The sequence below is a fragment of the Halorubrum sp. SS7 genome (genome assembly GCF_005435055.1).
In the GTDB taxonomy this organism is placed as follows: domain Archaea; phylum Halobacteriota; class Halobacteria; order Halobacteriales; family Haloferacaceae; genus Halorubrum; species Halorubrum salinarum.
Genome location: NZ_SGXV01000001.1, coordinates 319331 through 345198, shown reverse-complemented (window position 1 = coordinate 345198; position 25868 = coordinate 319331). Strand labels below are relative to the sequence as shown.

The window sequence follows — 25868 nt, the reverse complement described above, 5'->3', positions numbered from 1 at the left end:
GCGCCGGCGCTCACACCCGGTCGACGCCCGCGAACTCGAACCGCGCCCCGCCGTCGGCCGACTCGGTCACGCTGACCGCCCAGCCGTGTCCGTCGGCGATCTGGGAGACGATGTCGAGCCCGAACCCGGTGCCGTCGCTCGTCGTCGTGTACCCGGACTCGAACACGCGGTCCCGGTCCTCCGCCGGGATCCCCGGACCGTCGTCGGCCACGTAGAACCCGTCTCCGTCGGAGAGGGGCCCGACCGTGACCGCGACCCCGCCCGACCGGCTGCCCGCGGCCCCGTGCTCCGCGGCGTTCCGGAACAGGTTCTCGAGGAGCTGCCTGAGCCGCTGCTCGTCGGCGCGGAGGGCGTAGCCGTCGCTCGCGACGCGGAGCGTCCCGCCCCGAGTGTCGGCCGTCTCCCAGGCGTCCTCGGCGAGCGCCCCGAGGTCCACGCGGGTCAGCTCGTCGACGGCGCCCCCCTCGCGCGACAGGGTGAGGATGTTCTCGATGAGCGTGTCCATCCGCGAGAGAGCGCGCCGAACGGGCTCGACGTGTTCGCTCTCGCAGTCGTCGGCGAGGAGCTCCATCCGCCCGCGGGCGGTCGTCAGCGGGTTCCGCAGGTCGTGGCTCACGACGCTCGCGAACTCGTCGAGCCGGTCGCGCTCGCTCGCGAGCCGGTCGGCCGCGCGCCGCCGCTCCAGCTCGTAGCTCACCCACCGCGTCAGCAGCTCGACGAACGTCCGCTGGGTGTCGGTGAACGGCTCGTCGCGGGCGCTCGTGTCGGCGAAGCAGAGCGTGCCGAACCGCTCGCCCTCGACCTCGACCCGACCCCCGACGTACGTCTCCAGCCCGAAGGTCTCGTACGCGGGATCGCCGCCCCACCCCTCCGCCGAGGCGTCGACGATCGTCAGGAGCTGGTCGCGTTCGAACGTCCGCTTACAGTACGCCTCGTCGAGGGGACACGTCTCGCCGGGCTGTAACAGGGGGTGGCTGGCGTGCGAGACCTCGATGTGCTGGGTGTCGTCCTCGATCCGCGTGAGGAAGCCGTTCGGGAGGTCGAGGTACTCGCAGCCGATCGTCAGTATCTCTGCGACCTTCGCCTCGAACGTGCGGTCCTGGTCGGACGACACCGCGTACAGCCGCTGGATGGCGCGGAGGCTCTCCTCCTGACGCTGCTCCAACTCGCGTCGCTCGGTGACGTCGAGGAGGTAGACGGAGAGCCCCTCGTCCGACGGGAACGCACGCGCGTTGAACCACGTGTCGAGCGGCTCGTAGTAGGAGTCGAACGAGACCGGCTCCTGGGTCTCCATGGCGCGGCGGTACTGCTCGTAGAACACGGTTTCTCTCGACTCCGGGACCGAGTCCCAGATGTTCGCGCCCTCGACCGAGCCGTCCGGGCCGACGGCGTCGTCGCTCATCGCGGACCGGAGGATCTCCCTGCCCCGCTCGTTCGCGAACACGATCCGCCAGTCGCCGTCGAGGGTGAAGAACCCGTCCGACATCCGGTCGAGCACCGTCCGGAGGTCTTTGTTCGACGCCGACTCGCCCGCGCCGTCGCTCATGTTTCGGCGCACGTGGCGCGGACGGTTAAGTTGGGGTGGATTCGGGACAGACCGCGGCTCGGCGGCGTCTCGGACCGTGGGCTCGGCGGCGCACAGACCGGTCCCGAGGCACGGGGTCGCCCCTTCCGTCGGCTTTTTGCGTTCGCTCGTCCGGGTATGACGTATGTCGAACCAGCAAGCCGAGCCCGGCGTCGACGACCGAGCGCCCGAAGTCGGAGAGCTGACGCCGCCGGACCGCACGCTGATGGGGCCCGGACCGAGCGACGTCCACCCGCGCGTCCTGAACGCCATGAGCACGCCGCTGGTGGGCCACCTCGACCCCTCGTTCGTCGAGATCATGGACGAGGTCCAGGAGCTGTTGCGCTACACGTTCCGGACGGACAACAAGTGGACGATCCCCGTCTCGGGGACCGGGTCGGCGTCGATGGAGGCCGCGATCGGCAACCTCGTCGAGCCGGGCGACACCATGCTCGTCCCGACGAACGGCTACTTCGGCGGCCGGATGAAGTCGATGGCCGAGCGCGCGGGCGGCGAGGTCGTCGAGGTATCGGCTCCCTGGGGCGAGCCGCTCGACCCCGTCGACGTGGAGCGCGCGTTCGACGAGCACCAGCCCGACGTGTTCGGGTTCGTCCACGCGGAGACCTCGACGGGCGTCCTCCAGCCGAGCGTCCCGGAGCTGACCGACATCGCGCACGCCCACGACGCCCTAGTCATCGCCGACTGCGTCACCTCGCTGGGCGGCGTCGAGATGCGCGTCGACGAGTGGGGCGTCGACGCCGCCTACTCCGGGCCGCAGAAGTGCCTCTCGTGTCCGCCCGGCGCGAGCCCGCTCACCCTCAACGACCGCGCGATGGACAAGGTGCTCGACCGCGAGGAGCGCCCCCGGTCGTGGTACCTCGACCTCTCCCTCCTGGAGGGGTACTGGGGCGACGACCGCTCGTACCACCATACCGCGCCGATCACGAACGTCTACGCGCTCCGCGAGGCGCTGCGCCTCGTCGCCGAGGAGGGGATCGAGTCCCGCTGGGCGCGACACCGCGAGGTCGCCGGCGACCTGAAGGCGGGCCTCCAGGACCTGGGGCTGGAGATGAACGCCCCCGACGAGTACTGGCTGCCGAGCCTCAACGCGGTGCGGGTGCCGGACGGCGTCGACGACGGCGCCGTCATCGACCACCTCCTCGACGAGTACGACCTGGAGATCGCCTCGGGCCTGGGCGACCTGGAGGGCGACATCTGGCGGATCGGCTGTATGGGCTACTCCGCGCGGCCGAAGAACGTCGAGTACGTCCTCGCCGCGTTAGAGGACGCGCTGGCGGCGCAGGGACACGAAGCCTGAACCGCTGTCCGGGCGCGCAGCCGACGCGGTTGAGGCGGACCCAACTGAGGCGGGTCTAACGAGACGAACCGCCTCTCCGCCGTGCGAACCGGTACCACCGTTCCCTCCCGCTTTTTTGTCGGGGAGCCGACCGTGCCACCGTGACCGACGCTTTCGGACGCGCGATCCGAGACCACCACCGGAGCGAGCGAACGGCCCCGCTCCGCCAGGGTGACGGCGAGGAGACGCGCGAGCACCCGATCGAGGCGTTCTACTTCACCGAGTTCGACCCGGAGAGCGACGCGTGGCTCGCCTCGCGGCTCGATGGACCGCTGGTCGACCTCGGCGCCGGGGCGGGCCGCCACGCGCTGCGGTTTCAGGAGCGGTTCGAGACCGTCGCCGTCGAGTCCAGCCCGGCGCTCGTCGAGGCGATGCGCGAGCGGGGCGTCGCCGACGCCCGCGAGGGCGACATGTTCGCCCTCCGAGAGTCGTTTGAGCGCGACCGGTTCGCCTCGGCGACCGCGATAGGCACCCAGATCGGACTGGCGGGGTCGATGCGCGGGCTCTCGGCGTTCCTCGGCGACCTCGCGTTCGTGACGACGCCGGACGCGACCGCCGTCGTCGACTGCTACGACCCCGACCACCCCGAGGCCGCCGACCTCCTCGGCTACCGCGAAGATCCGACGCCGGGGCTCGCGGGGCGCGTCATGTGGTTCGCGTACGACGGCGAGCGGGACCCGACCCTCCGGTTCACCCTCTTTTCGCCGGACCGACTCCGCGAGGCGGCGATCGGGACCGGGTGGGAGGTCGAGGCGGTCGACCGTCCCGGATCGGGCGAAGGGCCCCACTACCGCGCCGCGCTCCGGAAGCGGTAGTCGGCCGCCGCGGCGCTCGCTCCGCGAACACGGCCGCTACCACGCGGTCAGCGCCGCGCAGCCGTGGTCGGCGGCGAGGATCCCGAGGAACGCCAGGACGCCGGTGATCGCGAACGCGCCGCCGACGTAGAACACCGAGCCCATGCTGACCTCGACCATCAGCCAGCCGGCGATGAGCGGCCCGGCCACGGATCCCGGGCGCCACACCAGTTCGCGGATGCCGAAGCTGGAGGCGACGCCGCCGTCGTCGGTCCCCTCGTCGGCGAACAGCGCCATGCTGGCCGGCTCGCGGAAGGAGTCCGCGACGCCGAGCAGCCCGGAGAAGGCGACCAGCGGGAGGTACGCCGGCGGGAGCTCGCCGAGGACCGGCAGCGTCACGCCCGCGCCGAGCGCGCTCCCGACGGCCGCGGAGAACGGGATCGCGACCGCGACCGCGCCGTAGGCCCCGCCGCCGGCGAAGACGAACAGCGACCGCCCGTAGGCGTCGGAGAGCCGGCCGGTGAACAGCTGGCCGACCATGTTGGTCGCCTTCTCGGCGGTGACCGTCACCGCGACCGCGGTCGCGCCGACCGCGAGCCCGCCGGAAGCCAGCTCGGTCCCGGCGTAGATCGGCACCCACGTCCGCACCATCGTCACGGCGAAGGCGTACTGCGCGCGGAACGTCGAGATGGTCAGGATCTTCCGGTTCACCGCGAGGTCGCTGAACGGGAACCCCTCGACCCGCGTGGGGTCCGGGTCGAGGACACCCCACGTGACGAGCCACGCGGCGACCATCAGCGCCGCGATGATCGCGAACACCGGCCCGAAGCCGACGGCGTCGTAGACGGCGCCCGCGCCGAGCGACCCCAGTATCGAGGCCCCGAACGAGGCGGCGTTCGCCTTGCCGATCTTGTCGGCCCGCGTCCCGGCGTCGGCGATCTGGCCGACGAGCGAGAGCGTCATCAGCCCCGCGCCGGTGACGACGAGCCCCTGGAGCGCGCGGACGAGGATGAACGTGCCAGAGGTGTCGACGAGCGGGAAGAGGGCGTACACGCCAGCGCCGACGCCGAGGACGCCGAGCAGTACGAGCCGCTTGTCGAACCGGTCGCCCGCCCACGCGAGCGGCACCACGGCGACCGTCTGCGCGAGCGTGAACCCGGTGGTGTACATCCCGATGACGAAGCCGGCGGAGAGCGTGACCCCCAACACCGTCGTCGCCTGCGGGTCCAGGGTGTTGATGTACGTCGGCAGCAGCGTCAACAGCGTGATGAACCCGAACCCCTCGGCGAACCGGGTGAGGTAGAGCGCCCAGAACTGCGATCGCTTCGCCCCGTCGGTCGCGCCCGCGTTGCTCACACCGGATCCGCGCCGACCGATTCAAAAGGGGTTACGATTCGAAACGCCGCTCCGGACCGCTCCGCTCACATCGTGTCGGCGTACTTGTCCCGGCGGTAGAGGTCGATCTCGTGGGCCGACGAGCCCGGCCGCGACGCCGCGAACGCGATGGCCTCCGCGACCTCCTCGGGTTCGGTGACGCTCCCCGGCTCGAAGCGCTCCTCGAACGGCTCGCCCTCCTCGCTGCCGAACTCGGTCCGCACCTCCGAGGGGTTGACCACCGAGACCGCCACGCCGTCGTCGCCGGCCTGCGCCGCGACGCTGTGGGCGAACCCCCGGATCCACCACTTCGTCGCGGCGTACACGGGGTTGAACGGCCGGGGGAACTCCCCGGCGAAGCTGCCGACCGCGACCAGCGTCCCCTCGCTCTCCCGGAGGTGCGGGAGCGCCTCCCGCGTCAGGAAGAACGCCCCGTCGACGTTCGTCTCCTGCATCGCGAAGTACTCCTCGTCGGTCATCGTCGCCACGTCGCTCCCGCGGGCGAGCCCCGCGTTGACGACGGCGACGTCGAGGCCGCCGAACGCCTCGACCGCCGCCTCGACCGCCGCCGCCGAAGTCGCCGACTCGCGCACGTCGCCGGCCGCGACGACCGCCTCGACGCCGTACGCCGAGCGCACGTCCTCCGCGACCGACTCCAGCGCCTCGCGCCGCCGCGCCACGAGGACGAGGTCCGCGCCGCGCTCGGCCAGCGCGTGCGCCGTGGCTTCGCCGATTCCAGAGCTCGCTCCGGTGATCACCGCCGCCGCGCCGTCGAGATCCGTCATGGGTCTGCGATCGGAGAGCGCGAAAATAAAACGTCGCGCCGAGGCGAGTCACCGCGTCGCCCGTCGCTCTTCGGTTCAGGGTACGGGCCGGGCGCGATTTGAACACGCGACCGACGGATTAAGAGTCCGTCGCTCTCCCTAACTGAGCTACCGGCCCTCACCGAATCGTACCGCTGTCGAGTTAAAAGACCTTTTCATTCGACGACGGTCCGGGCCGGCCGAATCCCGGAGGCGAGAACGGCGTCGACTGGCGTGCGCCCGGGCCGACCGCTCGGAGTACCGAGGGCGGCCGACTCGACGGAGGCGACGGCGCGAGGAACCCCGCTCGGTCACACGTTCGGGGCGCACGGATGAACCGCGCGCGGACGCTGAGAGCGCACTCGTTAAGTGTCGTGCCGCGGAAATCCCTCCAATGAGTAGTGGGGCATCCGGATCCGCGCGGACCCGATACGCCATCCTCGGCTGTGGAAGCGTCGGTCACGCGGTCGCTGAGGAACTGACCGAGCGCGGGAAGGACGTCCTCATCCTCGACCGCGACGAGAGCCGGGTCGAGGCGCTCCGCGACCAAGACCTCAACGCGCGCGTCCAGGACATCGTCGAGCCGGACGTCGTCGACGAGCTCGACGACCGGGACATCGTCCTGATCCTCGCGAGCGACGTGGAGGCGAACAAGGCCGCGGTCTCAGCTGTCAGGGAGACCGGCGGCGACCACTACGTCGTCGTCCGGGCGTCGGACCCCGTCAGCGAGGACGAGCTGCGCGAGCGCGGCGCGGACGTGGTGATCAACCCCTCGACGGTGATCGCCGACAGCGCGCTCCAGTCGCTGGAGACCGGCGAGCTGGAGTACATGGCGCGCCAGCTCGCGGAGATCATCGAGGAGGGGGGCGACCGCATGGCGATCTTGACCCACGACAACCCAGAGCCGGACTCGATCGCGTCCGCCACCGCGCTCCAGGCTATCGCCGAGGCGTTCGGCGTCGACGCCGACATCATCTACTCCGGCGACGTGGGCCACCAAGAGAACCGCGCGTTCGTCAACCTCCTCGGAATCGACCTGCTCGCCCGCGGGGAGGCCCCGGCGCTCTCGGAGTACGCGACCGTCGCGGCCGTCGACCTCGCGAAGGCCGCGGCCGAGGACCTCGACCTCGACGTGTCCGTCGACATCTACCTCGACCACCTGGAGTCCGAGGTGCCGTTCGACGCGCGGTTCGTCGACGTGCGCACCAACGTCTCCTCGACGTCGACGATCCTCACGAAGTACCTCCAGGAGTTCGACCAGTCGCCCTCGGAGGCGGTCGCGACCGCGCTGCTGTACGGGATCCGCGCCGAGACGCTCGACTTCAAGCGCGACACGACGCCGGCCGACCTGACCGCGGCCGCGTACCTCCACCCGTTCGCGAACCACGACACCCTCGAACAGGTGGAGTCGCCGTCGATGAGCCCGGAGACGCTGGACGTGCTCGCGGAGGCGATCCAGAACCGCGAGGTCCAGGGGAGTCACCTCTTCTCGACGGCCGGGTTCATCCGCGACCGCGAGGCGCTCGCGCAGGCGGCCCAGCACCTCCTCAACCTAGAGGGGATCACGACGACGGCCGTGCTGGGCATCGCCGACGAGAAGATCTACCTCGCGGCCCGCTCGAAGGACATCCGGCTGAACATCGGCAACGTCCTCGACGAGGCGTTCTCGGAGATGGGCGACGCCGCGGGCCACTCGACGCAGGGGTCGCTCGAGATCCCGCTCGGCATCTTCACCGGCATCGAGGCGAGCGGCGAGAACCGCGACACGCTCCTCCACCTCACCGAGGAGGCGGTCCGCCGGAAACTGTTCGACGCGCTCGGCGTCGAGGGCGGCAGCGGCGACGGCTCGAACGGCTCCTGACCTGCCGACTCGGGACGGATCGCACCCGCGTCTCGGCGGGGTCGTTTTCCGGCTCGGTCCCGTACCTGCGACCGCCACGCCGCATGTACGTTCCCGAGGACCCGCCGCCGGACTGTCCCGCCTGCGGCGACCCGTACGACTCGGTCTCCCGCCACACCGGGGGGTTCGTGGCGAACCTGCTCGACAACGAGCGCTACCAGCGGGTCTGTTTCTACCCCGCGACCGACGGCGGCGAGCCCGCGTTCGACTGCTATCACCACACGCACGCGCAGGCCGGGACAGACGGCGACTGACCGCGAGGAACTCGGGCGGCGGCTAGCTGAGAGGAGAGAACGGACGGCGGCTGACGCCGGTAATGACGACTGACCGCGAGGGCGCAGGGCGGCCCCGGCGGTCGCGCCGCGCTCAGAAGTCGTCGCCTTCGGTGATCGAGGTGTACGAGCCGATCAGCGCGCCCGAGAGGTCGACGCCCTCCAGGGTGGCGCCCGTGTCGATCACGGAGTTTCGGACCTCGGAGTCGGTGATCGTCGCGTCCTCGAAGACGACCGCGCGGTCGAGCGTCGAGTCGGTCACCGTCGCGCCCGACATGACGTGGACCACGTCGCCGAGGTCGCTCCCCTCGACGGTCGCGTCGTCGGCGACGAGCGTCCCGCCGTCGAGCGCGTACTCGACCGCGTCGAGGTAGGAGTCGGCGGTGCCGATGTCGAACCACGCGCCGTCGAAGGTGAACGCGTGGACCGCGCCGCGCTGTTGGAGCCACTGGAGGAACCAGCCCGGCTCGTCCGGGTTGTTGTCGTCTTCGAGGTATGTGGTGAGCTTCGGGAGCGTCTCCGCGGGGAACGCGTAGCAGGCGATAGAGACCAGCGTCGACTGCGGGTCGTCGGGCTTCTCCTGGAAGTCGACCACCTCGTCGCCGTCGAGTTGGACGAGCCCGTACGACTTCGCGCGCTCGCGGTCGCCCACGTCGTAGGCCGCCAGCGTCGGCGTCCCCTTGTCCTCGAAGAAGTCGGCGAAGTCGGCGAGGTCGAAGCTGATCATGTTGTCGCCGGCGACGACGATCAGGTCGTCGTCGACGCCCTCGCGGTCGACGAGCTGTTCGAGCGCCCCCACCACGCCGAACTTCTCGTCCTCCTCGACGGTCTCTTCGACCGACAGCGTCGGCTTCTCGAACGGGCTGTCGGCGAGGTACTCGGCGAAGGTGTCGGCGAAGCGCTCGTTGGTCGAGACGAACACCTCGTCGACCCGGTCGTCGGCCTCCAAGTCCTCGAATATCTCGTCGATGACGGTGTTCTCGCCAACCGGCAGGAACATCTTCGGCCGGTGTTCGGTGATCGGCCAGAGTCTGGTCGCGTAGCCACCCGCGAGTACGACGGCTTTCATACCTGCTCCGTCTCACCCCGGTGACATACCTCTTGTGCCCGCGTCATCGGTGGCGTCGCGATCCCGGACGGTTTTGCGCGTCGCCCTCGACGTTCGCCCATGGAGACGACCCGCCAGCGGATCGCCGACGCGCTCCGCGAGGGACCGCGGACCGCGAGCGACCTCGCCGAGACGCTGTCGCTGCCGACGCCGACCGTGTACGAACACCTCGACCACGTCTCGCGGTCGGTCCGAGAGGGGAACGCCGGCGGCGGCGACGCGGACGAGGAGTTCCTCGTCGCGCCGCCGACCTGCCGCGAGTGCGGGTTCGACGGCTTCGACGACCCGGTCAACGAGCCGTCGCGGTGTCCCGAGTGTAAGAGCGAGCGGATCGAGGAGCCGGCGTTCGTGATCCGGTAGGGAGACCGGGCGGCGTTACAGCTCGTCCAGCAGCGTCGTCGCCGCGTCGGCCGAGGAGCCCGGGCCGCGCGCGGTGATCAGGTCGCCGTCGACCGTGACGCTCGTGTCGGCGTCGAGTTCGGCGTCCCAGTCGGCGCCGGCGAGGACGACCTCGTCTTCGACCCAGTACGGGAGCTTCCGGCCGTCCGGCAGCACGTCGTCCTCGTCGACGATGTCCTCCTCCCACGCGTTCGGGAAGCCGGTCACCGAGCGCCCCTCGACGAGCGGCGTCCCGTCCGCCTCGCGGGTGAACCCGAGGATGCCGACCGCGTGACAGACGACGAGGGCGACGCCGTCGTCGCCCGCGACCGCGTCCAGCAGGAGCTGCCGCGCGTGGCGGTCCTGGTTCACGTCCCAGACGGTCCCGTGGCCGCCGGGGAAGACGACGGCGTCGTAGCCGTCGGCCTCGACCGTCGCGATCGGCTCCGGATCGTTGAGTTCGGGGTGGCTCTCGTCGACCTCGCGAAGCTCCGCGACGCGGTCCTCGCCGCCCGCGGCCTCCGGGTCGAGCGACCGCTCGTCGACGACCGGCGGCGACCCGGACGGCGTCGCGACCGTCACGTCGACGCCCTCGCTTTCGAGCGTAGTCAGCGGCTCGATACACTCCTCGGCCCAGTACCCCTCCTCGCTCACGACGAACAACGCGCTAGTCATGTGTACGCCCCCGTTGACGCCCCCGACACAAAAGGCGCCCGCGCCCGGCAGCGATGAAGGACGGCGCCGAGTTTATAAACGGCCGCAGCGGTGCGGTCGGCGCGTGCCTGTGAGCGGCCGACAGGCCGCGAGCAGCACGCGCGAGGTCGCCGGCGCTACGCGCCGGCTGCCAGAGGGACCGGAGGTCCCTCGCTGGAGTCAGTCGCCGTCGCTTCGCTCCGGCGACTGACGAGGTTGGGGAGGTGTGAGGCTGCGGTTACTGCGCGGGGTGCGCCTCACGGCTGGGGCTTTGAGGGCGTTCACCACCTCAGCGTAGTCAACTACCTATAAGCGGCTAACCAGAAAATTCGCGGGGTTCACCGCGGTTTCGCTGCGGACGGGTTATTCGTCGCCCTGCGCGTCGACGATCACGACCTCGCCGTCCTCGACGGTGACGTTGATCAGCGTCTTCACGTTGTAGTCGGTGTCGTCGAGCTCGTTCGGGCCGGCCTTCTTGATCACGGCGACAACGTCGACGACCTCCGCGCCGACCTCGTCGGTGAGCGCGTCGAGGATGGCCTTCATCGTGCCGCCCGTCGAGAGCACGTCGTCGAGCACGAGCACGCGGTCGCCCTCCTCGACGTCGTTGATGTACATCTCCGACTCGGAGTAGCCCGTCTCCTGGAACAGCGGGACCTCGCCGTCGAGGCCGTACTGGCGCTTCCGGATGACGACCAGCGGGATGTCGGTCATCAGCGAGAGCGCGGTCGAGATGTGGATCCCCATCGCCGCGGGGGTGACGATCTTGTCGACGTTCTCCAGCTCCGCCTTCCGGATGATCCGGATGACGATCTCCCGGAGCAGCTCCGGTTCGAGCATGGGGACGCCGTCGCTGATCGGGTGGACGAAGTACTGGTACTCGCCTTTCTCGATGATCGGCGCGTCGAGGAGCGACTGCCGCAACTGGTCCATGTCGCGGGTACTCGGGCGGATTAATAAAGCGTGGCGATCCCCGAGTTCCGTGGAGTCCGGTGGCACGGAGCGAGGCACGGAGGTGAGCCGAAGGCGGTGGGCGGGCCGGCGCGACTTACCCGCCCGTCACGTGGCGCTCCATCGCTTCGACGGTCGGACTGAGCATGTCGGTGAGTCCGCGGTCCGCGTCGGCCTCTGGAACCCACTCCTCGGACGTCAGGTAGTCGCCGACCTCGTGGACCGTCGCGGCGTCCGCACCGCGGTAGCGGGACACCGCCCACAGCGCCGCCGACTCCATACAGAGAGTCACGACTCCTTCATCGCGGTAGCGCTCGACCTCGGGAACCGTCTCGCGGTACATCGCGCTGGTCGTCCACGTCGTTCCGCGTGGCGTGTCGAAGCCGGCGCGCGACAGCGACGCGTCGAGTTCGTCGACGAGCGACGCGGTCGGTGTCACCGGCTCCTCCGGGGGGAGATAGTGATGTGAGACCCCCTCGTCGCGGATGGCGTCCGTCGGGAGGACGGCCGCGTCCGGGGCGATGTCGGGCTGGAGCGCGGCGCCGCCGCCGAGCATCGCGACCGCCTCGGCCCCGGCGGCGATGACGTTCTCCGCGACGGTCGCGGTCACCGGTGCGCCGATCCCCGACTCGTGGACGGGGACGTACCCGACCGCCTCCGAGAGCAACTCGATGTGTTGTCCCCTGACGATCTCGACACGATCGTTGCTCTCTTCGCGTACCGCGTCGGTGAGCTCGGTCTGGTAGCCGAGCAGGACGGCCGGCGGCGCGTCGGGGAGTCCGTCGCCCTGCGCCGCGACGGCGTCGGCGGGCGAGAAGAGGGCGTCGGCGTCGTACTTGTCGCCGAAGTGCGGGATCATTCGAACTCCGGCTCCCGCTTCTCCAAGAACGCCCGCATCCCCTCGCGCTGGTCGTGGGTGCCGAACAGGCCGGCCCACGCCCGGCGTTCGAGGGCGTGCCCGGTCGCCGCGGCGCCCTCGCCGGCCGCGTTCAGCGCCTCCTTCGCGGCGCGGAGCGCGGTCGTGGGCTTCGCCGCCAGCTCGCCGGCCAGCTCGTCGATCCGGTCGTCGAACGCCTCGTCGGCGACGACCTCGCCGACGAAGCCGACCTCGGCCGCCTCGGCCGCGTCGATGCGCTCGCCGAGGAAGATCAGCCGACGGGCCACCTCGTCGCCGACGAGGGCCGGGAGGCGCTGGGTGCCGCCCCAGCCCGGGATGATGCCGAGGTCGATCTCGGTCTGTCCGAGGACGGCGCTCTCGGCCGCGACGCGGAGGTCGCAGGCCAAGGCGAGCTCGCAGCCGCCGCCGAAGGCGTACCCGTCGATCGCGGCGACCGTCGGCGCCGGGAACGACTCGATCGCGTCCGCGACGCGGTGGCCGAGCTCCGCGTACGCCTGCGCCTCCGGCGTCGACATCTCGACCATGTAGGAGATGTCGGCGCCGGCGACGAACGCCTCGTCGCCCGCGCCGGCGATCACGAGGGCGCGCGCGTCGCGGTCGGCCGCCTCGTCCAGCGCGTCCTCGATCGCTTCGAGCGTCTCGACGGTGAGCGCGTTGAGCTGTTCCGGTCGGTCGACGGTGATCGTCGCGACGCCGCGGTCGTCGACATCGAAGGAGATGGTGTCCCGGTTCATACGGGCCCCGTCGCGGGGCGGCGTGAAAACAATTCGGCAGCCGGATCCGGAGGTCGGGAGTCGGCGCGGCCGAGCGCACTCCGGCCCCCGTCAGACCTCTTCGCGGCTGTCGATGCCGGTGTAGATGAACCACGCCGTCGTGTACACGCCGACGAACAGGAGGTAGCCGACGATCAGCCCCCCGAGCTGGCGGCTCGCGAGCCCGCCGGGGAGCGTCCGCGAGAGGACGCCGAGCGCGAGCACGAAGACGACGAGCGAGAACAGCCCGGAGAGGGCGTACACGCCGAGGTCGGAGGTGAGGCGGTCGCGCACGCTCTGACCAACGGGGTCCCGTTACATACCCCCATCGGTCCCGGACCGGACCGCGGGAAGGGACTCGGTCGCGGCGTCGGGGCCTCGGCGGCCGATCGCTTAATCGAGCGCGGCTCCTATCGGATGGTATGAAACGAACCCGACGCGAGGTCCTCGGGATCGGGGCGGCGATCGCCGGCGCGTCGACCGCCGGTTGCCTCGGTGCGATCGGCGGAGCGACCGACGGCGACGCTCCGCGAGGGAAACAGCAGATCGAGCCGCCGGTGACCGCCGACGACCCCGACTACGCCGACGTGTACGAGGCCGTCGTCCCGTCGGTCGCGCGCGTCCAGACGTACGTCGAGAGCCGGGAGACCGTCTTCGGGCCGGGGGAGGGCGGCGCCGCGGGACAGGGCTCCGGGTTTCTCTACGACGAGGCGCACCTGGTGACGAACGACCACGTGATCGGCGATCCCGACACGATCCGCGTTCAGGCGACCGACGAGACGTGGGTGAACGCGACCGTCGTCGGTCGCGACCCGTACAGCGACCTCGCGGTCGTCGAACTCGACGCGGGGCTCCCCGGGGACCCGCTCCCGGTCGCGACCGACCTCCCGCCGGTCGGCACCCGGGTCCTCGTCGTCGGCGCGCCGCTCGGCCTGTCGGGGTCGGCGACCCAGGGAATCGTCAGCGGGCGTAACCGGACGATTCCGGCGTCGACGGCGCCCGGCCGCTTCTCGATCGCGGACGCGATCCAGACCGACGCCGCGCTGAACCCCGGCAACAGCGGGGGGCCGATCGTCACTCTCGACGGCACGGTCGTCGGCGTCGCGACCGCGACGCGGGGCGATAACATCGGCTTCGGCGTCTCCGCGCGGCTCGTGAACGAGGTGGTCCCGGCGCTCATCGAGACCGGGAGCTACGACCACTCGTTCATGGGCGTGAGCGTCGTTCGGGTCGATCCGCTGCTCGCGGCCGGCAACGACCTCCCGGACGCCAGCGGCGTCTACGTCGCCGGCGTCGTCGCCGACGGCCCCGCCGACGGCGTCCTCCGCGGCACGGACGGGGAGGCGACTGTCGACGGCGCGACGGTGCCGACCGGCGGCGACGTGATCGTCGCGCTCGACGGGACCGAGATCGCGGACAACCCCGACCTCTCGCGGTACCTCGCCCTGGAGACGGACCCCGGCGACACGGTCGCCGTCACCGTGGTGCGCGACGGTAGCGAGGAGACCCTCGACGTGACGCTCGGCGAGCGGCCCGAGCCGTGACGCTCGGCGAGCAACCTCAGCGGAAAGCTGAATTTGGGTGCGTGCGCCCGGTCGTCACCCGTTGCGCGGATTGCAACCCCTATATGCCCCCGGCCACACGTACCGGTATGAACGGGAACCGGTTCGGCCGACTCTTCCAGCTGACGACCTACGGCGAGAGCCACGGCGACGCGATGGGCGTCACCGTCTCCGGCGTGCCCGCAGGCGTCGAGCTCGACGAGGAGGCTATCCAGGCGCAGCTCGACCGGCGCAAGCCGGGCCAGTCGATGATCACCACCTCGCGCGGCGAGCCCGACGAGGTCGTCGTCAACTCCGGCGTCCAGGACGGGTACACCACCGGGACGCCGATCGGCATGGTGATCCAGAACAAGGACGCGCGCTCGGGCAAGTACGAGCCGTACGTCACGGCGCCGCGCCCCTCGCACGGCGACTACACCTACTCGGCGAAGTTCGGCACGCGCAACTGGGGCGGCGGCGGGCGCTCCTCCGCCCGGGAGACGGTGAACTGGGTCGCGGCCGGCGCCGTCGCGGAGCAGGTCCTCGACGCCTCGGACCACGACGTACAGATCAAGGCTCACGTCAACCGGATCGGCGAGGTCGAGGCCGACCCGGTGAGCTTCGAGCAGCTGCTCGAACGCAGCGAGGAGAACGACGTGCGCTGCGCCGACCCGGACGCGGCCGCCGAGATGCAGGAGCTGATCGAGGAGTACCAGGAGAAGGGCGACTCAATCGGCGGCTCCATCTACTTCGAGTGCCGCGGCGTCCCGCGCGGGCTCGGCGCGCCGCGCTTCGACGGCTTCCCGAGCCGCCTCGGGCAGGCGATGTTCTCCATCCCGGCGACGACGGGCGTCGAGTTCGGACTGGGGAAGGAAGCCGTCGACGTGACGGGCAGCGAGCGCAACGAGGACTGGACGTTCGACGACGGCGAGTCGTTCGAGCACGTCGAGAGCGACGAGGGCGACCCGGTCCCCGTCGGCAACGACCACGGCGGCCTCCAGGGCGGGATCACGACCGGCGAGCCGATCTACGGCGAGGCGACGTGGCACGCGCCCACATCGATCCCGAAGAAGCAGCGCTCCGCCGACTGGGAGACCGGCGAGGAGAAGGAGATCCAGGTCGTCGGCCGCCACGACCCGGTCCTCCCGCCGCGGGCGGTCCCCGTCGTCGAGGCGATGCTGTACTGTACCGTCCTCGACTTCATGCTGCTCGGCGGTCGGATCAACCCCGACCGCGTCGACGGGAACCCGGGCCAGTACGACACCGAGTACCACCCGAGCAGCCCGCGCAACGAGTAACGAGCGATCGGCCACCTCCGCGGGTCGGCCGGCCTATTCCCCCGGCGACCACTCGCAGGCGTTCCCCGCGACGAGGTCGTTCTCGTCGATGTGCGCGGAGAGGCACGCGTAGTTACAGAAGTAGGTCGGCGAGCCGCACCCGTCGTCGCAGTCGCGCACGCAGACCGGGTCGTGGTCGAAGATCCGCGAGTCGCAGTACGCGCAGGTCTCGTCGGCGTCCGGCGTCGACACGGTCGTGGACATACGTGGAGATTGTCGCGGCGCAGCGACGAAAAGGCGTCGCACGTCCGGGCGGCTCACACCACGACGACGGCGTCGACGACGACGAGCAGCACGAAGCCGACGAGGAACGCGCCGGTCGCGGCGTCGGCGTGGCCGTGCCCGTGCGAGGAGGGGATCAGCTCACGGAAGACGACCGCGAGCATCGCCCCGGCGGCGAAGCCGGAGGAGACGGGAAACAGCCCCGCGGCGACCGAGACGAGCGTGAAACCGAAGGCGGAGGCGGCGACCTGCGGCACCACCCCAGACAGCGTCGTGTACCAGAGGACGCGGGCGTTCGACATGCCGGTGTCCGCCATCGGCACGGCGAAGGCGAACCCGTCGGGCACGTTCTGGAGCCCGATCACGACCGCCAGCAGCAGCGCCACCTCCTCTAACCCGGAGGCGAACGCGACGCCGATCGCCAGCCCCTCGGGGGCGTTGTGGAGCGTGATCGCCCCGCCGATGAGCAGCGCCTTTCGGAGCGTCACCTCCCGGGCGGCCGCGTCGGATTCGGCCGGATCGGCTGCGGCCTCGTCGACGGCGTCCTCGTCGTCATCGCCGGCGGTCGGCCGACCGCCCTCGCCCGTCCGCATCGATTCGGCGTCGTCGCCCGTCGCGCCGCCCTCCGGGAGCCACTCGCGGTACCGCGCGTGGAGGTGCGGAATGGCGTAGTTGCCGCCGAGGAGCACGATCCCGCCGAGGAACACCCCGATCATCACTGCGGAGAGGGTCCCCTCCTCCAGCCCGGGAATGATCAGCCCGAAGACGCTGGCGGCGACCATCAGCCCCGCGGCGAGGCCGAGCGCCGCGTCGTACACCCGGTGCGTGACCTTCGAGCGGAAGAAGACGGGTAACGCGCCCAGTCCCGTCGCGAGCCCCGCGACGGTGGTGACCCCCAGGAGGGCCGGCAGCGTTGTCATGCCCGTCGGTTCCCCGCCCGGCGGGATAAAGACGGGCGACCGAGCCGACGGGCTCTCTCGCCCCGGCTCCCTACCGGACCGCGATCCCGCGGAGGTCGCCGCCGTACGCCCAGCCCGCGACGAGAAGCGTCGCCACCGCGCTCGCGGGGAGGACCGAGAACCACCCGGCGGTCGCGCCGACGCCGAAGCGCACGCCCAGTCCCGCCGCGACCCACAGCGCCGCGGCCGCCGCGAGCACGAGGAGGCCGCCCGTGACGCGGCGGTCCTCGCGGCCGAGCGCGACCCCGCTCGTGGCGCTCCCGGCCGCGAGCAGGTGGAACCCGAGCGCGAGCGGCCACGCCCGGATCGACGGCGGGAGCGTCGCGAACGGCCGCGGCTGATCGAGGAAGTACGCCCACACCGGGTAGCCGCCGAGCCCCGCGCCGTCGCCGCCGAGCGTCACGAACCCCCAGAGGCTCACCAGCGTCGGCTGACCGTCGCCGGGCACGACCGCCATCGGGACCGCGAGCAGCGCGGCGACGAGGAGCCACTCGACGCGGCCGCTGGTCGGTGCCGCCGGGCGCGACGCGGACCGCGACTCCGAGTTCGCTCTCCGGGACGACTCCGACGCCGACTCCCGACCACCGTCCGGTCTCGCCATACGGGCGGTTCGACGCCCGGGAGTAAGTATGGTCGGGGAGTCGAATCGGCCGGCGCGAGGTCATGTCCCCGTCAGGGGTAATTCGTTCCCGCCCGTACCGCGCGTGTCAGTGACCCACGACTGAAGTCGTTGGCTTGTCAGTGGACTCCCCTTCTGCCGTCGAATCGACGGAGGCGATAAATTCGCCGTTCAGGTTCAGTGTCCCTGACGTCAGCGCACACTGACAGGGTGCGCCTCCACTCGAAGACTTCTGCCCCGAGCGGAGACGTTTCAATAGTTTCCGAGCAATGTTCTTGCTCGCGTTATAGTCCGCGTTCAGCTGGTAGTCGCACTTCTGACACGCGAACTGGTGTTTCGAGCGCCGATTCCTCTCGTGTGTAAAGCCGCACTTCGAACACCGCTGGCTCGTGTACGCCGGACTCATCTTCTCGACTTTGATATCGAGCGTCTCGGTTTTGTACTCGACGTACTCGTATAATCGGCGGAACGCCCACGCGTGGAACCGCTTCGCACGAGCCATCCGATCGCGGATATCGGTCAGATTCTCGAACGCGATGTGCGTACATTCGTGGTCGTGAGCTTCGTCGAGAATCTGGTTCGAAGCACGATGGAGTTCGTCTTTCATCCAGCGGTGTTCTCGGTCGTCCATCGACTGGATCGACAGGTGGGCCGACCGCGTGCCCGTCTGTCGCATTGACCCGCGGGTCTTCTTGAATTCGCGGCGTCGATGGTTCATCTCGTCGGCGTTCCCGATGAACGCACCCGTAGAAGTCACCGCGAGCGAGCCGCCCACGTTCAGATCAACGCCAAGGACTGTTCTGTGCTCGGCGTTAGAAACAGCCGTCGACTGCTCGTGTTCGTCTGTGGTACGGCGCATACGCGCGTGGAGGTAGAACGACTCGCTCGAGCGGTCGTACTGAAGCGTGGACATCCGGAACTCGTACTCCTCGTTCAGTAGGTACTCGCCAATCGGTGTTCCTGTCGGATCGTCAGGAAGTACGTACTCACACTCGACGCGCCCGTTCACCGTGGAAAGGGACACGTGGTCGCGGTGAAACGTCGCACTTCGTTTGTCGTAGACGACGCTCCACGCGTCAAAGTGCGGTTGACTGGTGGTTTCGCCTTTCTTGAGTCGAGCAATACCGCTTTTTGTGGCTTCGATAGCGCGTCGAATCCCTTTTTGAACGAGGTTCGCTGTCAGATCTGTTTCGTTGCGAAGTCGCTCGTAAAGCGCGTTTTCGGCTTGTTGTTTCGACGTGATACAATGTTCGTCCGGGTATCTCCACGCCCAGGCTGCGGTCGTGTTCGCACAGTGGAGGAACTGCTTTTTCGTCTGATGGAGGTTGTCGCACCGCTCGTCGGGTACGTCAAGCTTGACTTTGACGGTGCGGACCACATCCTCCATCTGTATTTCACATGTTAATCTATTTATTTATAACTTCTACGGCTGGTGCCGGGGAGTCAGGTTGCTATCGCCCGTGATTTGTTGCGAAAGTTGGCGGGTTCCTCCTACGATTAAAGTCGTGGGGCCCTCGTTGTTACTCTGTGAACACGAACGACGGCGGCCATCACGACGCGGCGGTCGACGCGCTGGCGGCCCGCGAGTACGAGCGCGCGGGGAACCGCTACACGCGCGGAGGACGGCGCGTGCTCGCGGACCCGCGGCCCGACCTGGACCCGTTCGAACCGGACGAGAAGGGATGGATCGGACAGGGGCTCCAACAGTTGATCGCGGCCGCGGTCGCGTACCGCGTCGCGGGCGTCGGCGAGCGCGCGGGCCGACGCGCGGCCGAGGGGATCGCCGCCGCGCGCGACTTCCAGTCGGTCCTCGACGAGCCGGGACAGGCGGCCTGCCTCGCGGAGTTCGTCGCCGACTTCCGGGTCGCAGGCGCGCTTGGCGGCGCTGGCGATGCGTACGACGCCGCCGCCGAGCGCTACCAGACTGCCGGGGACGCGGTCGACTCCCCGCAGGCGCTCGCGACGACGCCGCTGTTCGAGGCCGCGGCCGCGACGATCAAGCAGGTCGCGCGGGGACAGGCGGACGGCGAGATAGCGATCAAGTGGGAGGACCTCCACGGGCCGGACCCGAGCCGGCCGGGCGAGTTCCTCGCGCACCGCGCCGGGTTCAAGAAGCAGCGGTTCCCCGGGCTGGTCGAGCGCGCGGTCGCCGACGGTCACCTCGCAGCCCCGCGGGGGACGACCGAGTACAACAACGACACCCACCGCTGCCCGAACTGCGGGTCGACCCACGTGAACTGGGCGGGGACCGGAATCCTCTGTCTGCGGTGTTCGACGCCGACGGCGGAGAAGTAACGCGCGGCGAGCGCGCCGCCGTCAGCTCAGCAGGCTCTCGCCGTCGAACTCGTCGTCGGCCTCGACGTCCAGCAGGTCGAGGACGGTGGGCGTCACGTCGAAGAGGTTCGCGTCGGACAGGTCGAGGTCGGGGTCGGTCGAGTACAGCAGCGAGTTCTCGAACTTGTGCATCCCGTTGCGCGGGCCCTCGGTGAAGACGGCCTCCTTGCCGGAGAACCCGGACTTGAGGTCGAACCCGTCCGCGGGGATGACGACGAGGTCGGGGGCAATCTCGTCGTGGTCGCCGTCGAAGACGGTCTCGCCTTTCACGATCCGGCGGCACACCTGCCGGCCGTCGGGGCCGGTGAGCGATTCGAGGTCGTCGATGAGCGCCTCGCGGGTCGCCTCGTACTCGGACTCGGGGACGACGCCGTTGGGCTCGCGGCCCTCTACGTTGAGGTAGAAGCGGCCGGGGATGAGCGAGTACGCGCGCGTCTCGTCGTCGATGTCGGTGAGCGCGTCGTGGTCGTCGCCGTCGTATGAGAGCCACCCCTCGTCGGCGAGGAACTGGTTACAGTTCACCTCCCACTCCAGTCGAGTGAACCCGTGGTCAGAGGCGACGATCAGGGTGGTGTCGTCGTCGAGCGAGTCGCGGATCTCCCCGATGTAGCCGTCGAGCTTGCGGTAGAACGCCAGGAACTCCTCTTTGTACTCGCCGTCGGTCGCGTAGTCGCCGAAGAGGAAGTGGTTCACCCGGTCGGTGCTCATGAACACGCCGAAGAAGAGGTCCCAGTCGTCCTGGTCGAGGTAGTGGGAGAAGGCGTCGTAGCGGGCGTCGAGCGTCGCGTGCGCGTTCTCGATGAACTCCGTCTTGTCATCGTCGTGGCCCAGTTTGGCGTTGACGTCGATCCGGTAGTCGAAGCCGTCGAGCGTCTCGCGCACCGCGTCGTCGCTCGCGGCCGACTCCAGGTCGGGCGAGAGGAACCCGGAGACCATCCGCTGGACCCGCGTCGACGGCGGGAACGTGACCGGGACGTTGAGGACGGTCGCGTCGCGCCCGGCGTCGGTGACGCGGTCCCACAGGCGGGTCGCCTTCACGTGGCGCCCGAGCGGGACGTACGTCTCGTAGGAGTCGACCTCGCGGTCCTGGAAGCCGTACACGCCCGTCGAGCCGGGGTTCTGCCCGGTCGTGAGGCTCGGCCAGCACGCGCTCGACTCGGGCGGGACGATGCTCTCCAAGCGCCCCCCGGAACCGGTCTCGGCGATGTCGGTCAGGTTCTCGAAGACGTCGGGGTGGTCCTCGACGAGGTCGAGCGGTACGCCGTCGATCCCGAGGAAGACGACGCGCTCGTCGTCGTCGCCGCGGAGCCGGTCGAACAGACCCATGGGCGACGGTTCCGGGGCGGCCGCCATATCCCTTGTGTTCCGCGAGATTACGACACTCGTGGCGACTGAGAGGGCGCGCCGGGATTCAGAAAGCCTATTCGTCTCGGCGGCGACTGCTACGGCGTATGAGCGACGACTTCCCGGCGAGCGTCGACGTCGATTACACCGACGGCGAGGGGGAAACTCCGGACGACTACCCGTCGATCCAGCACAAAATCGAGAAGGCGGTCGAGGTCACCCGCCGCGGGCTCGAACAGTACGACAACCCCGCGGTGATGTGGACCGGCGGGAAGGACTCCACGCTGACGCTGTACTTCATCAACCAGGTCGCCGAGGAGTACGGCTACGACAAGCCGACCGCCGTGTTCATCGACCACTTCCAGCACTTCGATTCGATCACCGACTTCGTCGAGCACTGGGCCGACGAGTGGGAGATCGACCTCGTGTACGCCCGCAACGAGGACGTGGGCGCCTACGTCGACGAACACGGCCTCGAACCGGGCGACGACATCCCCGTCGACGCCCTCTCGGAGCACAACCAGCACCACATCCGGGAGATCCTGGAGTTCGAGGAGGACTCGTTCCCGTTCCTGCTCGACACGTACGTCGGCAACCACCTGCTGAAGACGGTCGCGCTCAACGACGCCCTCGAAGAGCACGACATCGACGGCGTCATCTCCGGCGTCCGCTGGGACGAACAGGAGGCCCGCGCCGACGAGACGTTCTTCTCGCCGCGGCACGACCCCGACCTGTTCCCGCCGCACGACCGCATCCAGCCCATCCTCCAGTTCGCCGAGGCCGACGTGTGGGAGGCGTTCTGGAACTTCGTCGTGCCGGACACGGTGGAGGCGTTCCCCGACGAGGGGTACATCCCGCAGGCCGACGACGACCTGCCCGAAGGCGTTACCCAGGAGGACATCCCGATCTCGCCGAAGTACTTCGCCGGGTTCCGCTCGCTCGGCAGCGAGGTCTCGACCGAGAAGACGACCGAAGAGCCCGCGTGGCTCCAGAACCTCGAGGACACGACCGAGCGCGCCGGCCGCGCCCAGGACAAGGAGGACCTGATGGAGCGCCTGCGCGACCTCGGCTACATGTGATCGCCGCCGGGGCATAGCCCCGACCGACCCTCTTGACGCAGCAGCTCCTTCGTCCTTCGGTCAGCGTTAGCGACCGTCGGCGCTCGCCTCGCCGGCCGACGCGGTGAAGCCGACCTCGCGGAGTCGCTCCGCGAGCGGGAGGCCGATCCCGGACGCCGGCGTCAACACGCCGCCGTCGAACTGGGAGTCGACCTCGTCGCGCGCCAGGCAGACCGCCGACTCGCCGAGCATCCGCGCGGTGGCGCCGTAGCCCGGATCGCGGTCGGCGCCGAACTCGGCCTCCACGGTGAACGGCCCGTCCGCCGCCGTCCCGCGTCCGAGGACGCGGATCCGGAAGTGGCCCGCCTCGGCCTCCTCCCGCGTCGGCCCCTCGCCCGGATCGGGGAAGACGTATCGGCGGAGCGCGGAACGCAGCGGTCCGACGGACATCGCGGCCGTGAACAGGCCGAGGCCGCCGGCGACGGCGCCCGCGGTCGCCGCGCCCCGCACCCCATCGCCGGTCGGGACCACCTCCGAACACCGGAACTCGCGTCCCCACGGGTATCCGAGGAGCGCGTTGCTCCGGCGCACCACCCGCTCGTTCACCGCGGCCATCGGCGACGGCGCCGTCCACTCGCCCCGCAGCGCGTCCCGCTGCGGCCACCGCTGTGCGCCCGGATCGACGCCGCTCCGCTCGCCGCGCGGCGCCAGCGAGTAGGGGTTGCGGAGCGTCTCCCGCGCGAGCGGGTCAGTCGCGGCCGCCTCGAACAGCTCGCCGGCGCTCGCGAGCGTCCCGCCGCTGACGCTCCCGCTGCCGCCGTCGAGGTAGATCCGGACCGTCTCGCAGGGCGCGCCGTGCGCCTCTCGCGCGTACGACTGCGCGAGCAGGGTGCCGAGGTCCGCCGGGACCGAGTCGAACCCGCAGCTGTGGACGATCCTGGCGTCGGCGTCGACCGCCGCCTCGTGGAAGCGGTCCACGGTCTCGCGCACCCAGTTCACCTCGCCGGTGAGGTCGCAGTAGTCCGTGCCGGTCTCGACGCAGGCCTCGACCAGCGGCGTCCCCAGCCGGGTGTAGGGGCCGACCGTCGTACACACCACCTCCGCGTCTCGGGCGACCGCGCGCAGGCTCTCGGGGTCTGTCGCGTCGCCCACGACGACGGCGACATCGTCTCGCGCGTCGCTGCGACGGGCGAGGTCGTCGGCGAGCGCGTCGAGCTTCGCCCGGTTCCGTCCGCCGACGGCCAGCGAGAGCTCGTCGGGGCCGTACCGCTCGGCGAGGTACTCGGCCGTGAACCGCCCGGCGACCCCGGTCGCGCCCCACACCACGATGTCGTGCGTCGGCTCGGCGTCAGTCATTCGGGAGGGAGTAGGGGGCGGCGTCGGTAAACTGGTGCGGTACCGCGCGGCGACCGCCGGCGATCGGGGCGTCACGAGGTTCTGACACGCGCTACCTCTTTAACGCCGGGGCCGTACACAGTGGTATGGCCGTTGGCACTCGGTTGTCACTACAGCTCGCCGACTTCGGTACCCGCTCGCTCGTCACGCACAGCCTGATGGTGTTGGGGTTCATCGGGGCGGTGTACACGGGGCTGTTCGTCGAGGGACAGATCGGCACCGTCTCGATGGCGGCGTTCATCAACTTCACCGCCGGGCTGTGGATCTCGCAGTCGATCCACTCGCTCGGCAACGCCGCGACCGACGACGAGTACCAGGGCGTCCTCAAGGAGATATTGAACCGTGTCTAGCGAACCCGGGATCGACACCGCCCGCTTCGGGCGGATCCTCGCGCTCGTCGGCTTCGTCACGACCGTCTTCCTGTTCCTGACGGCGCAGCGGCTGTCCGGCGACGCGTTCCAGATCGGCGCGGTCGCCATCGGGATGGTGGGGCTTATCACCGCCATCATCGGCTTCCTCGTCGCCGCCGGCAGCGCCGTCGACGCGACCTGACCGCCGTCCCGCTTCTCGTTCGGGTTACTGATACGGCTCGCAGACCAGTTCGACGCCTTCCTCGAAGCTGATTTCGGGCTCCCAGCCGGTCGCCTCGTGGAAGGTCGAGTAGTCGGCCATCGTGTCGTGGACGTAGCCGTCGAAGGGGCACTCGATGTACTCGGGGTCGACGTCAGTGCCGAGCGCGTCGTTGATCATCGCGACCATCTCGTTGAACGAGTACGCCTCCTGGGTGCCGACGTTGTACACGCCCGTCAGCTCGTGGTCGGCGGCGAGCTCGCACGCGCGGGCCACGTCGGAAACGTGCGTGAAGTCGCGGGTCTGAGAGCCGTCGCCGAACAGCTCGGGGGCTTCCCCGTTGGCGATAGCGTCCGCGAACTGCGCGACCGTGTTCGCGTACTCGCCCTTGTGTTCCTCGTTGCCGCCGAACCCCTGGTACACCGAGAAGAAGCGGAGGCCGGCCATGTTCATGTCGTGGTGGTTGGCGTAGTACTCGGCGTAGCGCTCGCGCGCGAGCTTCGAGGCCTCGTAGGCCGTGCGCGCCTCCACGTCCATGTCGACCGGCGAGGGCTCGGTGCGGCTCCCGTAGATGGAGGAGGTGGAGGCGTAGACGACGGTGTCACACCCTTCCTTTCGAGCGCGTTCGACCGTGTTGACGAACCCCTCGACGTTGACGCGGCAGCCGCGCTGGGGGTCGCTCTCGTGCATGTTCCGCGAGGAGAGCGCGGCGAGGTGGAAGACGACATCGACGTCGACGGGGAAGTCGCCGTCGACGACTGAGGCCTCGACGAACTCGACGCCGTCGTCGAGGTTCTCGGGCGTGCCGAGGTAGGTGTCGTCGACCGCGATCACGTCGTTGTCGGCCGCGAGGCGGTTCGCGAGGTTCGAGCCGATGAATCCCGCGCCGCCCGTGACGAGGACGCGTTTGTCCTTCATGTACGAGTGTCCTCAGAGCCGACGGTTCAGCGCTTCGGTTTCGCGAGGATGACCGAGGCGGCGGGCGGGCGGACTCGCGGCTCCGCACGCGGCGAAAGCGACTTGCTCGCGGCGCCGGAAGTGGGACCAGAGATGTCGACCCGCGAGGCGGAACTGGTGATCGAGACGTGGCGCCTCCGCGAGCGGGACCTCCCGCGGGTCCCGCCGGCGGGGTGGGGAACCGTCGACCGCCTCCGCGCGGCGGTCTGTCTCGCGGTCGAGTGCGCTGTCGACGGCGTCGATCGGATCGAACCGTTCGAGGGCCCCGCGAGCGAGCGCGAGCGGTTCGCGGCGACGGTGACGACGGACGCGGTCGACGACGCCCTCGTCAGCGTCCGCCCCGCGCCCGCGGAAGGCGAGACCGACGACGAGACCGAGGCGCGCGGCGACGGGGAGTCGTTCGAGGAGACGACGGAGCAGTTCGACCTCGACGAGGCGCTCGACCGGCTGTAGGCGGGCCTCGCGGGGCCAGCGCACCGGCGCCACCGGCTCGTAGTGGCCCGCGACCGATACCGACCGGTCGGGGGCGGCGCACTCGACTGGTCCGTCTCCGAACCTGTGCCGATCGACGCCTCGTTTCGCGCCGATGGGCGCTCGACGGGAGGACGAGGCGCGGAGGCCCCTGGGGGCGGTGACGGGCGTGGTTTCAGCGGTCCGGGTTGAGCGAGGAGGGCCGAAAAGCGAGGCG

Annotated in this window: 28 protein-coding genes and 1 tRNA gene; 12 read left to right on the top strand and 17 right to left on the bottom strand. The window is 70.0% G+C overall.

Annotated elements, in window-relative coordinates; all coding sequences use genetic code 11:
* Positions 1-10 precede the first annotated feature (10 nt).
* Positions 11-1546: an ATP-binding protein gene (locus tag EXE44_RS01795; RefSeq protein WP_137715703.1), complete on the bottom strand. Its 1536-nt coding sequence runs from the start codon at positions 1544-1546 to the stop codon at positions 11-13.
* A 163-nt stretch (positions 1547-1709) separates the two neighbouring features.
* On the opposite strand from EXE44_RS01795, the gene EXE44_RS01790 reads away from it, so the two are divergent.
* Positions 1710-2882, top strand: a complete 1173-nt coding sequence (locus EXE44_RS01790; RefSeq protein WP_137715702.1) for an alanine--glyoxylate aminotransferase family protein — start codon at positions 1710-1712, stop codon at positions 2880-2882.
* Between the two features lie 140 nt (positions 2883-3022).
* Positions 3023-3736, top strand: a complete 714-nt coding sequence (locus EXE44_RS01785) for a class I SAM-dependent methyltransferase (protein WP_137715701.1) — start codon at positions 3023-3025, stop codon at positions 3734-3736.
* Between the two features lie 36 nt (positions 3737-3772).
* Here EXE44_RS01785 and EXE44_RS01780 read toward each other — a convergent pair whose 3' ends face one another.
* The 3 genes from EXE44_RS01780 to EXE44_RS01770 form a co-directional block, all read right to left on the bottom strand.
* On the bottom strand, positions 3773-5071 hold the full coding sequence (locus EXE44_RS01780; protein ID WP_137715700.1) for an MFS transporter: 1299 nt from the start codon (positions 5069-5071) through the stop codon (positions 3773-3775).
* A gap of 65 nt (positions 5072-5136) precedes the next feature.
* A complete protein-coding gene (locus EXE44_RS01775) occupies positions 5137-5874 on the bottom strand; it encodes an SDR family oxidoreductase (protein ID WP_137715699.1) in 738 nt (245 codons plus the stop codon).
* A gap of 83 nt (positions 5875-5957) precedes the next feature.
* A tRNA-Lys gene (locus EXE44_RS01770) sits at positions 5958-6031 on the bottom strand.
* Positions 6032-6286: 255 nt separating this feature from the next.
* Here EXE44_RS01770 and EXE44_RS01765 point away from each other — a divergent pair.
* A complete protein-coding gene (locus EXE44_RS01765) occupies positions 6287-7753 on the top strand; it encodes a DHH family phosphoesterase (protein ID WP_137715698.1) in 1467 nt (488 codons plus the stop codon).
* Positions 7754-7836: 83 nt separating this feature from the next.
* The gene (locus EXE44_RS01760) at positions 7837-8046 is read left to right on the top strand and encodes a hypothetical protein (RefSeq protein WP_121562260.1); all 210 of its coding nucleotides are present in this window, start codon (positions 7837-7839) and stop codon (positions 8044-8046) included.
* Between the two features lie 112 nt (positions 8047-8158).
* On the opposite strand, the gene EXE44_RS01755 is transcribed toward EXE44_RS01760, so the two are convergent.
* The gene (locus EXE44_RS01755; RefSeq protein WP_121562259.1) at positions 8159-9133 is read right to left on the bottom strand and encodes a sugar phosphate nucleotidyltransferase; all 975 of its coding nucleotides are present in this window, start codon (positions 9131-9133) and stop codon (positions 8159-8161) included.
* Positions 9134-9232: 99 nt separating this feature from the next.
* On the opposite strand from EXE44_RS01755, the gene EXE44_RS01750 reads away from it, so the two are divergent.
* Positions 9233-9532 (top strand): transcriptional regulator, encoded by a 300-nt coding sequence (locus EXE44_RS01750; protein ID WP_137715697.1) that lies wholly within the window; start codon positions 9233-9235, stop codon positions 9530-9532.
* 15 nt (positions 9533-9547) lie between these two features.
* On the opposite strand, the gene EXE44_RS01745 is transcribed toward EXE44_RS01750, so the two are convergent.
* The 5 genes from EXE44_RS01745 to EXE44_RS01725 form a co-directional block, all read right to left on the bottom strand.
* On the bottom strand, positions 9548-10225 hold the full coding sequence (locus EXE44_RS01745) for a DJ-1/PfpI family protein (protein ID WP_137715696.1): 678 nt from the start codon (positions 10223-10225) through the stop codon (positions 9548-9550).
* A gap of 381 nt (positions 10226-10606) precedes the next feature.
* Complete coding sequence (gene hpt / locus EXE44_RS01740; RefSeq protein WP_006628363.1) at positions 10607-11176, bottom strand: hypoxanthine/guanine phosphoribosyltransferase; 570 nt, start codon at positions 11174-11176, stop codon at positions 10607-10609.
* A gap of 115 nt (positions 11177-11291) precedes the next feature.
* On the bottom strand, positions 11292-12053 hold the full coding sequence (locus EXE44_RS01735) for a nucleoside phosphorylase (RefSeq protein WP_137715695.1): 762 nt from the start codon (positions 12051-12053) through the stop codon (positions 11292-11294).
* Positions 12050-12826 carry an enoyl-CoA hydratase/isomerase family protein gene (locus EXE44_RS01730; RefSeq protein WP_137715694.1) on the bottom strand — a complete coding sequence of 259 codons (777 nt, stop codon included), beginning with the start codon at positions 12824-12826 and terminating at the stop codon, positions 12050-12052. Before EXE44_RS01730 ends, EXE44_RS01735 begins: the two co-directional genes overlap by 4 nt.
* Before the next feature lie 90 nt (positions 12827-12916).
* Positions 12917-13138: a hypothetical protein gene (locus EXE44_RS01725; protein WP_121598867.1), complete on the bottom strand. Its 222-nt coding sequence runs from the start codon at positions 13136-13138 to the stop codon at positions 12917-12919.
* 128 nt (positions 13139-13266) lie between these two features.
* Here EXE44_RS01725 and EXE44_RS01720 point away from each other — a divergent pair, with 128 nt between their 5' ends.
* Positions 13267-14388 carry a S1C family serine protease gene (locus EXE44_RS01720; RefSeq protein ID WP_137715693.1) on the top strand — a complete coding sequence of 374 codons (1122 nt, stop codon included), beginning with the start codon at positions 13267-13269 and terminating at the stop codon, positions 14386-14388.
* Positions 14389-14495: 107 nt separating this feature from the next.
* Positions 14496-15683 (top strand): chorismate synthase, encoded by a 1188-nt coding sequence (aroC, locus tag EXE44_RS01715; protein WP_137715692.1) that lies wholly within the window; start codon positions 14496-14498, stop codon positions 15681-15683.
* A 33-nt stretch (positions 15684-15716) separates the two neighbouring features.
* Here the strand turns inward: aroC and EXE44_RS01710 are convergent, their stop codons facing one another.
* The 4 genes from EXE44_RS01710 to EXE44_RS01695 all read right to left on the bottom strand — a co-directional run bounded on the left by EXE44_RS01710 (position 15717) and on the right by EXE44_RS01695 (position 18909).
* On the bottom strand, positions 15717-15926 hold the full coding sequence (locus tag EXE44_RS01710) for a hypothetical protein (RefSeq protein ID WP_137715691.1): 210 nt from the start codon (positions 15924-15926) through the stop codon (positions 15717-15719).
* A gap of 53 nt (positions 15927-15979) precedes the next feature.
* Positions 15980-16864, bottom strand: a complete 885-nt coding sequence (locus tag EXE44_RS01705; protein WP_137715690.1) for a ZIP family metal transporter — start codon at positions 16862-16864, stop codon at positions 15980-15982.
* 70 nt (positions 16865-16934) lie between these two features.
* Entirely contained in the window at positions 16935-17504 is a 570-nt protein-coding gene (locus EXE44_RS01700; protein ID WP_137715689.1) for a TIGR04206 family protein, read from the bottom strand.
* 106 nt (positions 17505-17610) lie between these two features.
* Positions 17611-18909 (bottom strand): RNA-guided endonuclease TnpB family protein, encoded by a 1299-nt coding sequence (locus EXE44_RS01695; RefSeq protein ID WP_137715688.1) that lies wholly within the window; start codon positions 18907-18909, stop codon positions 17611-17613.
* 140 nt (positions 18910-19049) lie between these two features.
* Between EXE44_RS01695 and EXE44_RS01690 the strand changes: the two genes are divergently transcribed.
* Complete coding sequence (locus tag EXE44_RS01690; RefSeq protein ID WP_137715687.1) at positions 19050-19817, top strand: hypothetical protein; 768 nt, start codon at positions 19050-19052, stop codon at positions 19815-19817.
* Positions 19818-19838: 21 nt separating this feature from the next.
* Here EXE44_RS01690 and EXE44_RS01685 read toward each other — a convergent pair whose 3' ends face one another.
* Entirely contained in the window at positions 19839-21182 is a 1344-nt protein-coding gene (locus tag EXE44_RS01685) for an alkaline phosphatase family protein (RefSeq protein WP_137715686.1), read from the bottom strand.
* 125 nt (positions 21183-21307) lie between these two features.
* Between EXE44_RS01685 and EXE44_RS01680 the strand changes: the two genes are divergently transcribed.
* On the top strand, positions 21308-22279 hold the full coding sequence (locus EXE44_RS01680; protein ID WP_137715685.1) for a phosphoadenosine phosphosulfate reductase family protein: 972 nt from the start codon (positions 21308-21310) through the stop codon (positions 22277-22279).
* A gap of 66 nt (positions 22280-22345) precedes the next feature.
* Here EXE44_RS01680 and EXE44_RS01675 read toward each other — a convergent pair whose 3' ends face one another.
* A complete protein-coding gene (locus tag EXE44_RS01675; RefSeq protein ID WP_137715684.1) occupies positions 22346-23614 on the bottom strand; it encodes a trans-acting enoyl reductase family protein in 1269 nt (422 codons plus the stop codon).
* A 125-nt stretch (positions 23615-23739) separates the two neighbouring features.
* Between EXE44_RS01675 and EXE44_RS01670 the strand changes: the two genes are divergently transcribed.
* Positions 23740-24003 carry a hypothetical protein gene (locus EXE44_RS01670; protein ID WP_121562458.1) on the top strand — a complete coding sequence of 88 codons (264 nt, stop codon included), beginning with the start codon at positions 23740-23742 and terminating at the stop codon, positions 24001-24003.
* Positions 23996-24205: a hypothetical protein gene (locus EXE44_RS01665; protein ID WP_137715683.1), complete on the top strand. Its 210-nt coding sequence runs from the start codon at positions 23996-23998 to the stop codon at positions 24203-24205. The genes EXE44_RS01670 and EXE44_RS01665 overlap by 8 nt, the downstream gene beginning before the upstream one ends.
* Positions 24206-24229: 24 nt before the next feature.
* On the opposite strand, the gene EXE44_RS01660 is transcribed toward EXE44_RS01665, so the two are convergent.
* Entirely contained in the window at positions 24230-25141 is a 912-nt protein-coding gene (locus EXE44_RS01660) for an NAD-dependent epimerase/dehydratase family protein (protein WP_137715682.1), read from the bottom strand.
* A 132-nt stretch (positions 25142-25273) separates the two neighbouring features.
* Here EXE44_RS01660 and EXE44_RS01655 point away from each other — a divergent pair, with 132 nt between their 5' ends.
* The gene (locus EXE44_RS01655; protein ID WP_137704245.1) at positions 25274-25633 is read left to right on the top strand and encodes a hypothetical protein; all 360 of its coding nucleotides are present in this window, start codon (positions 25274-25276) and stop codon (positions 25631-25633) included.
* The last annotated feature ends 235 nt before the right edge of the window (positions 25634-25868 follow it).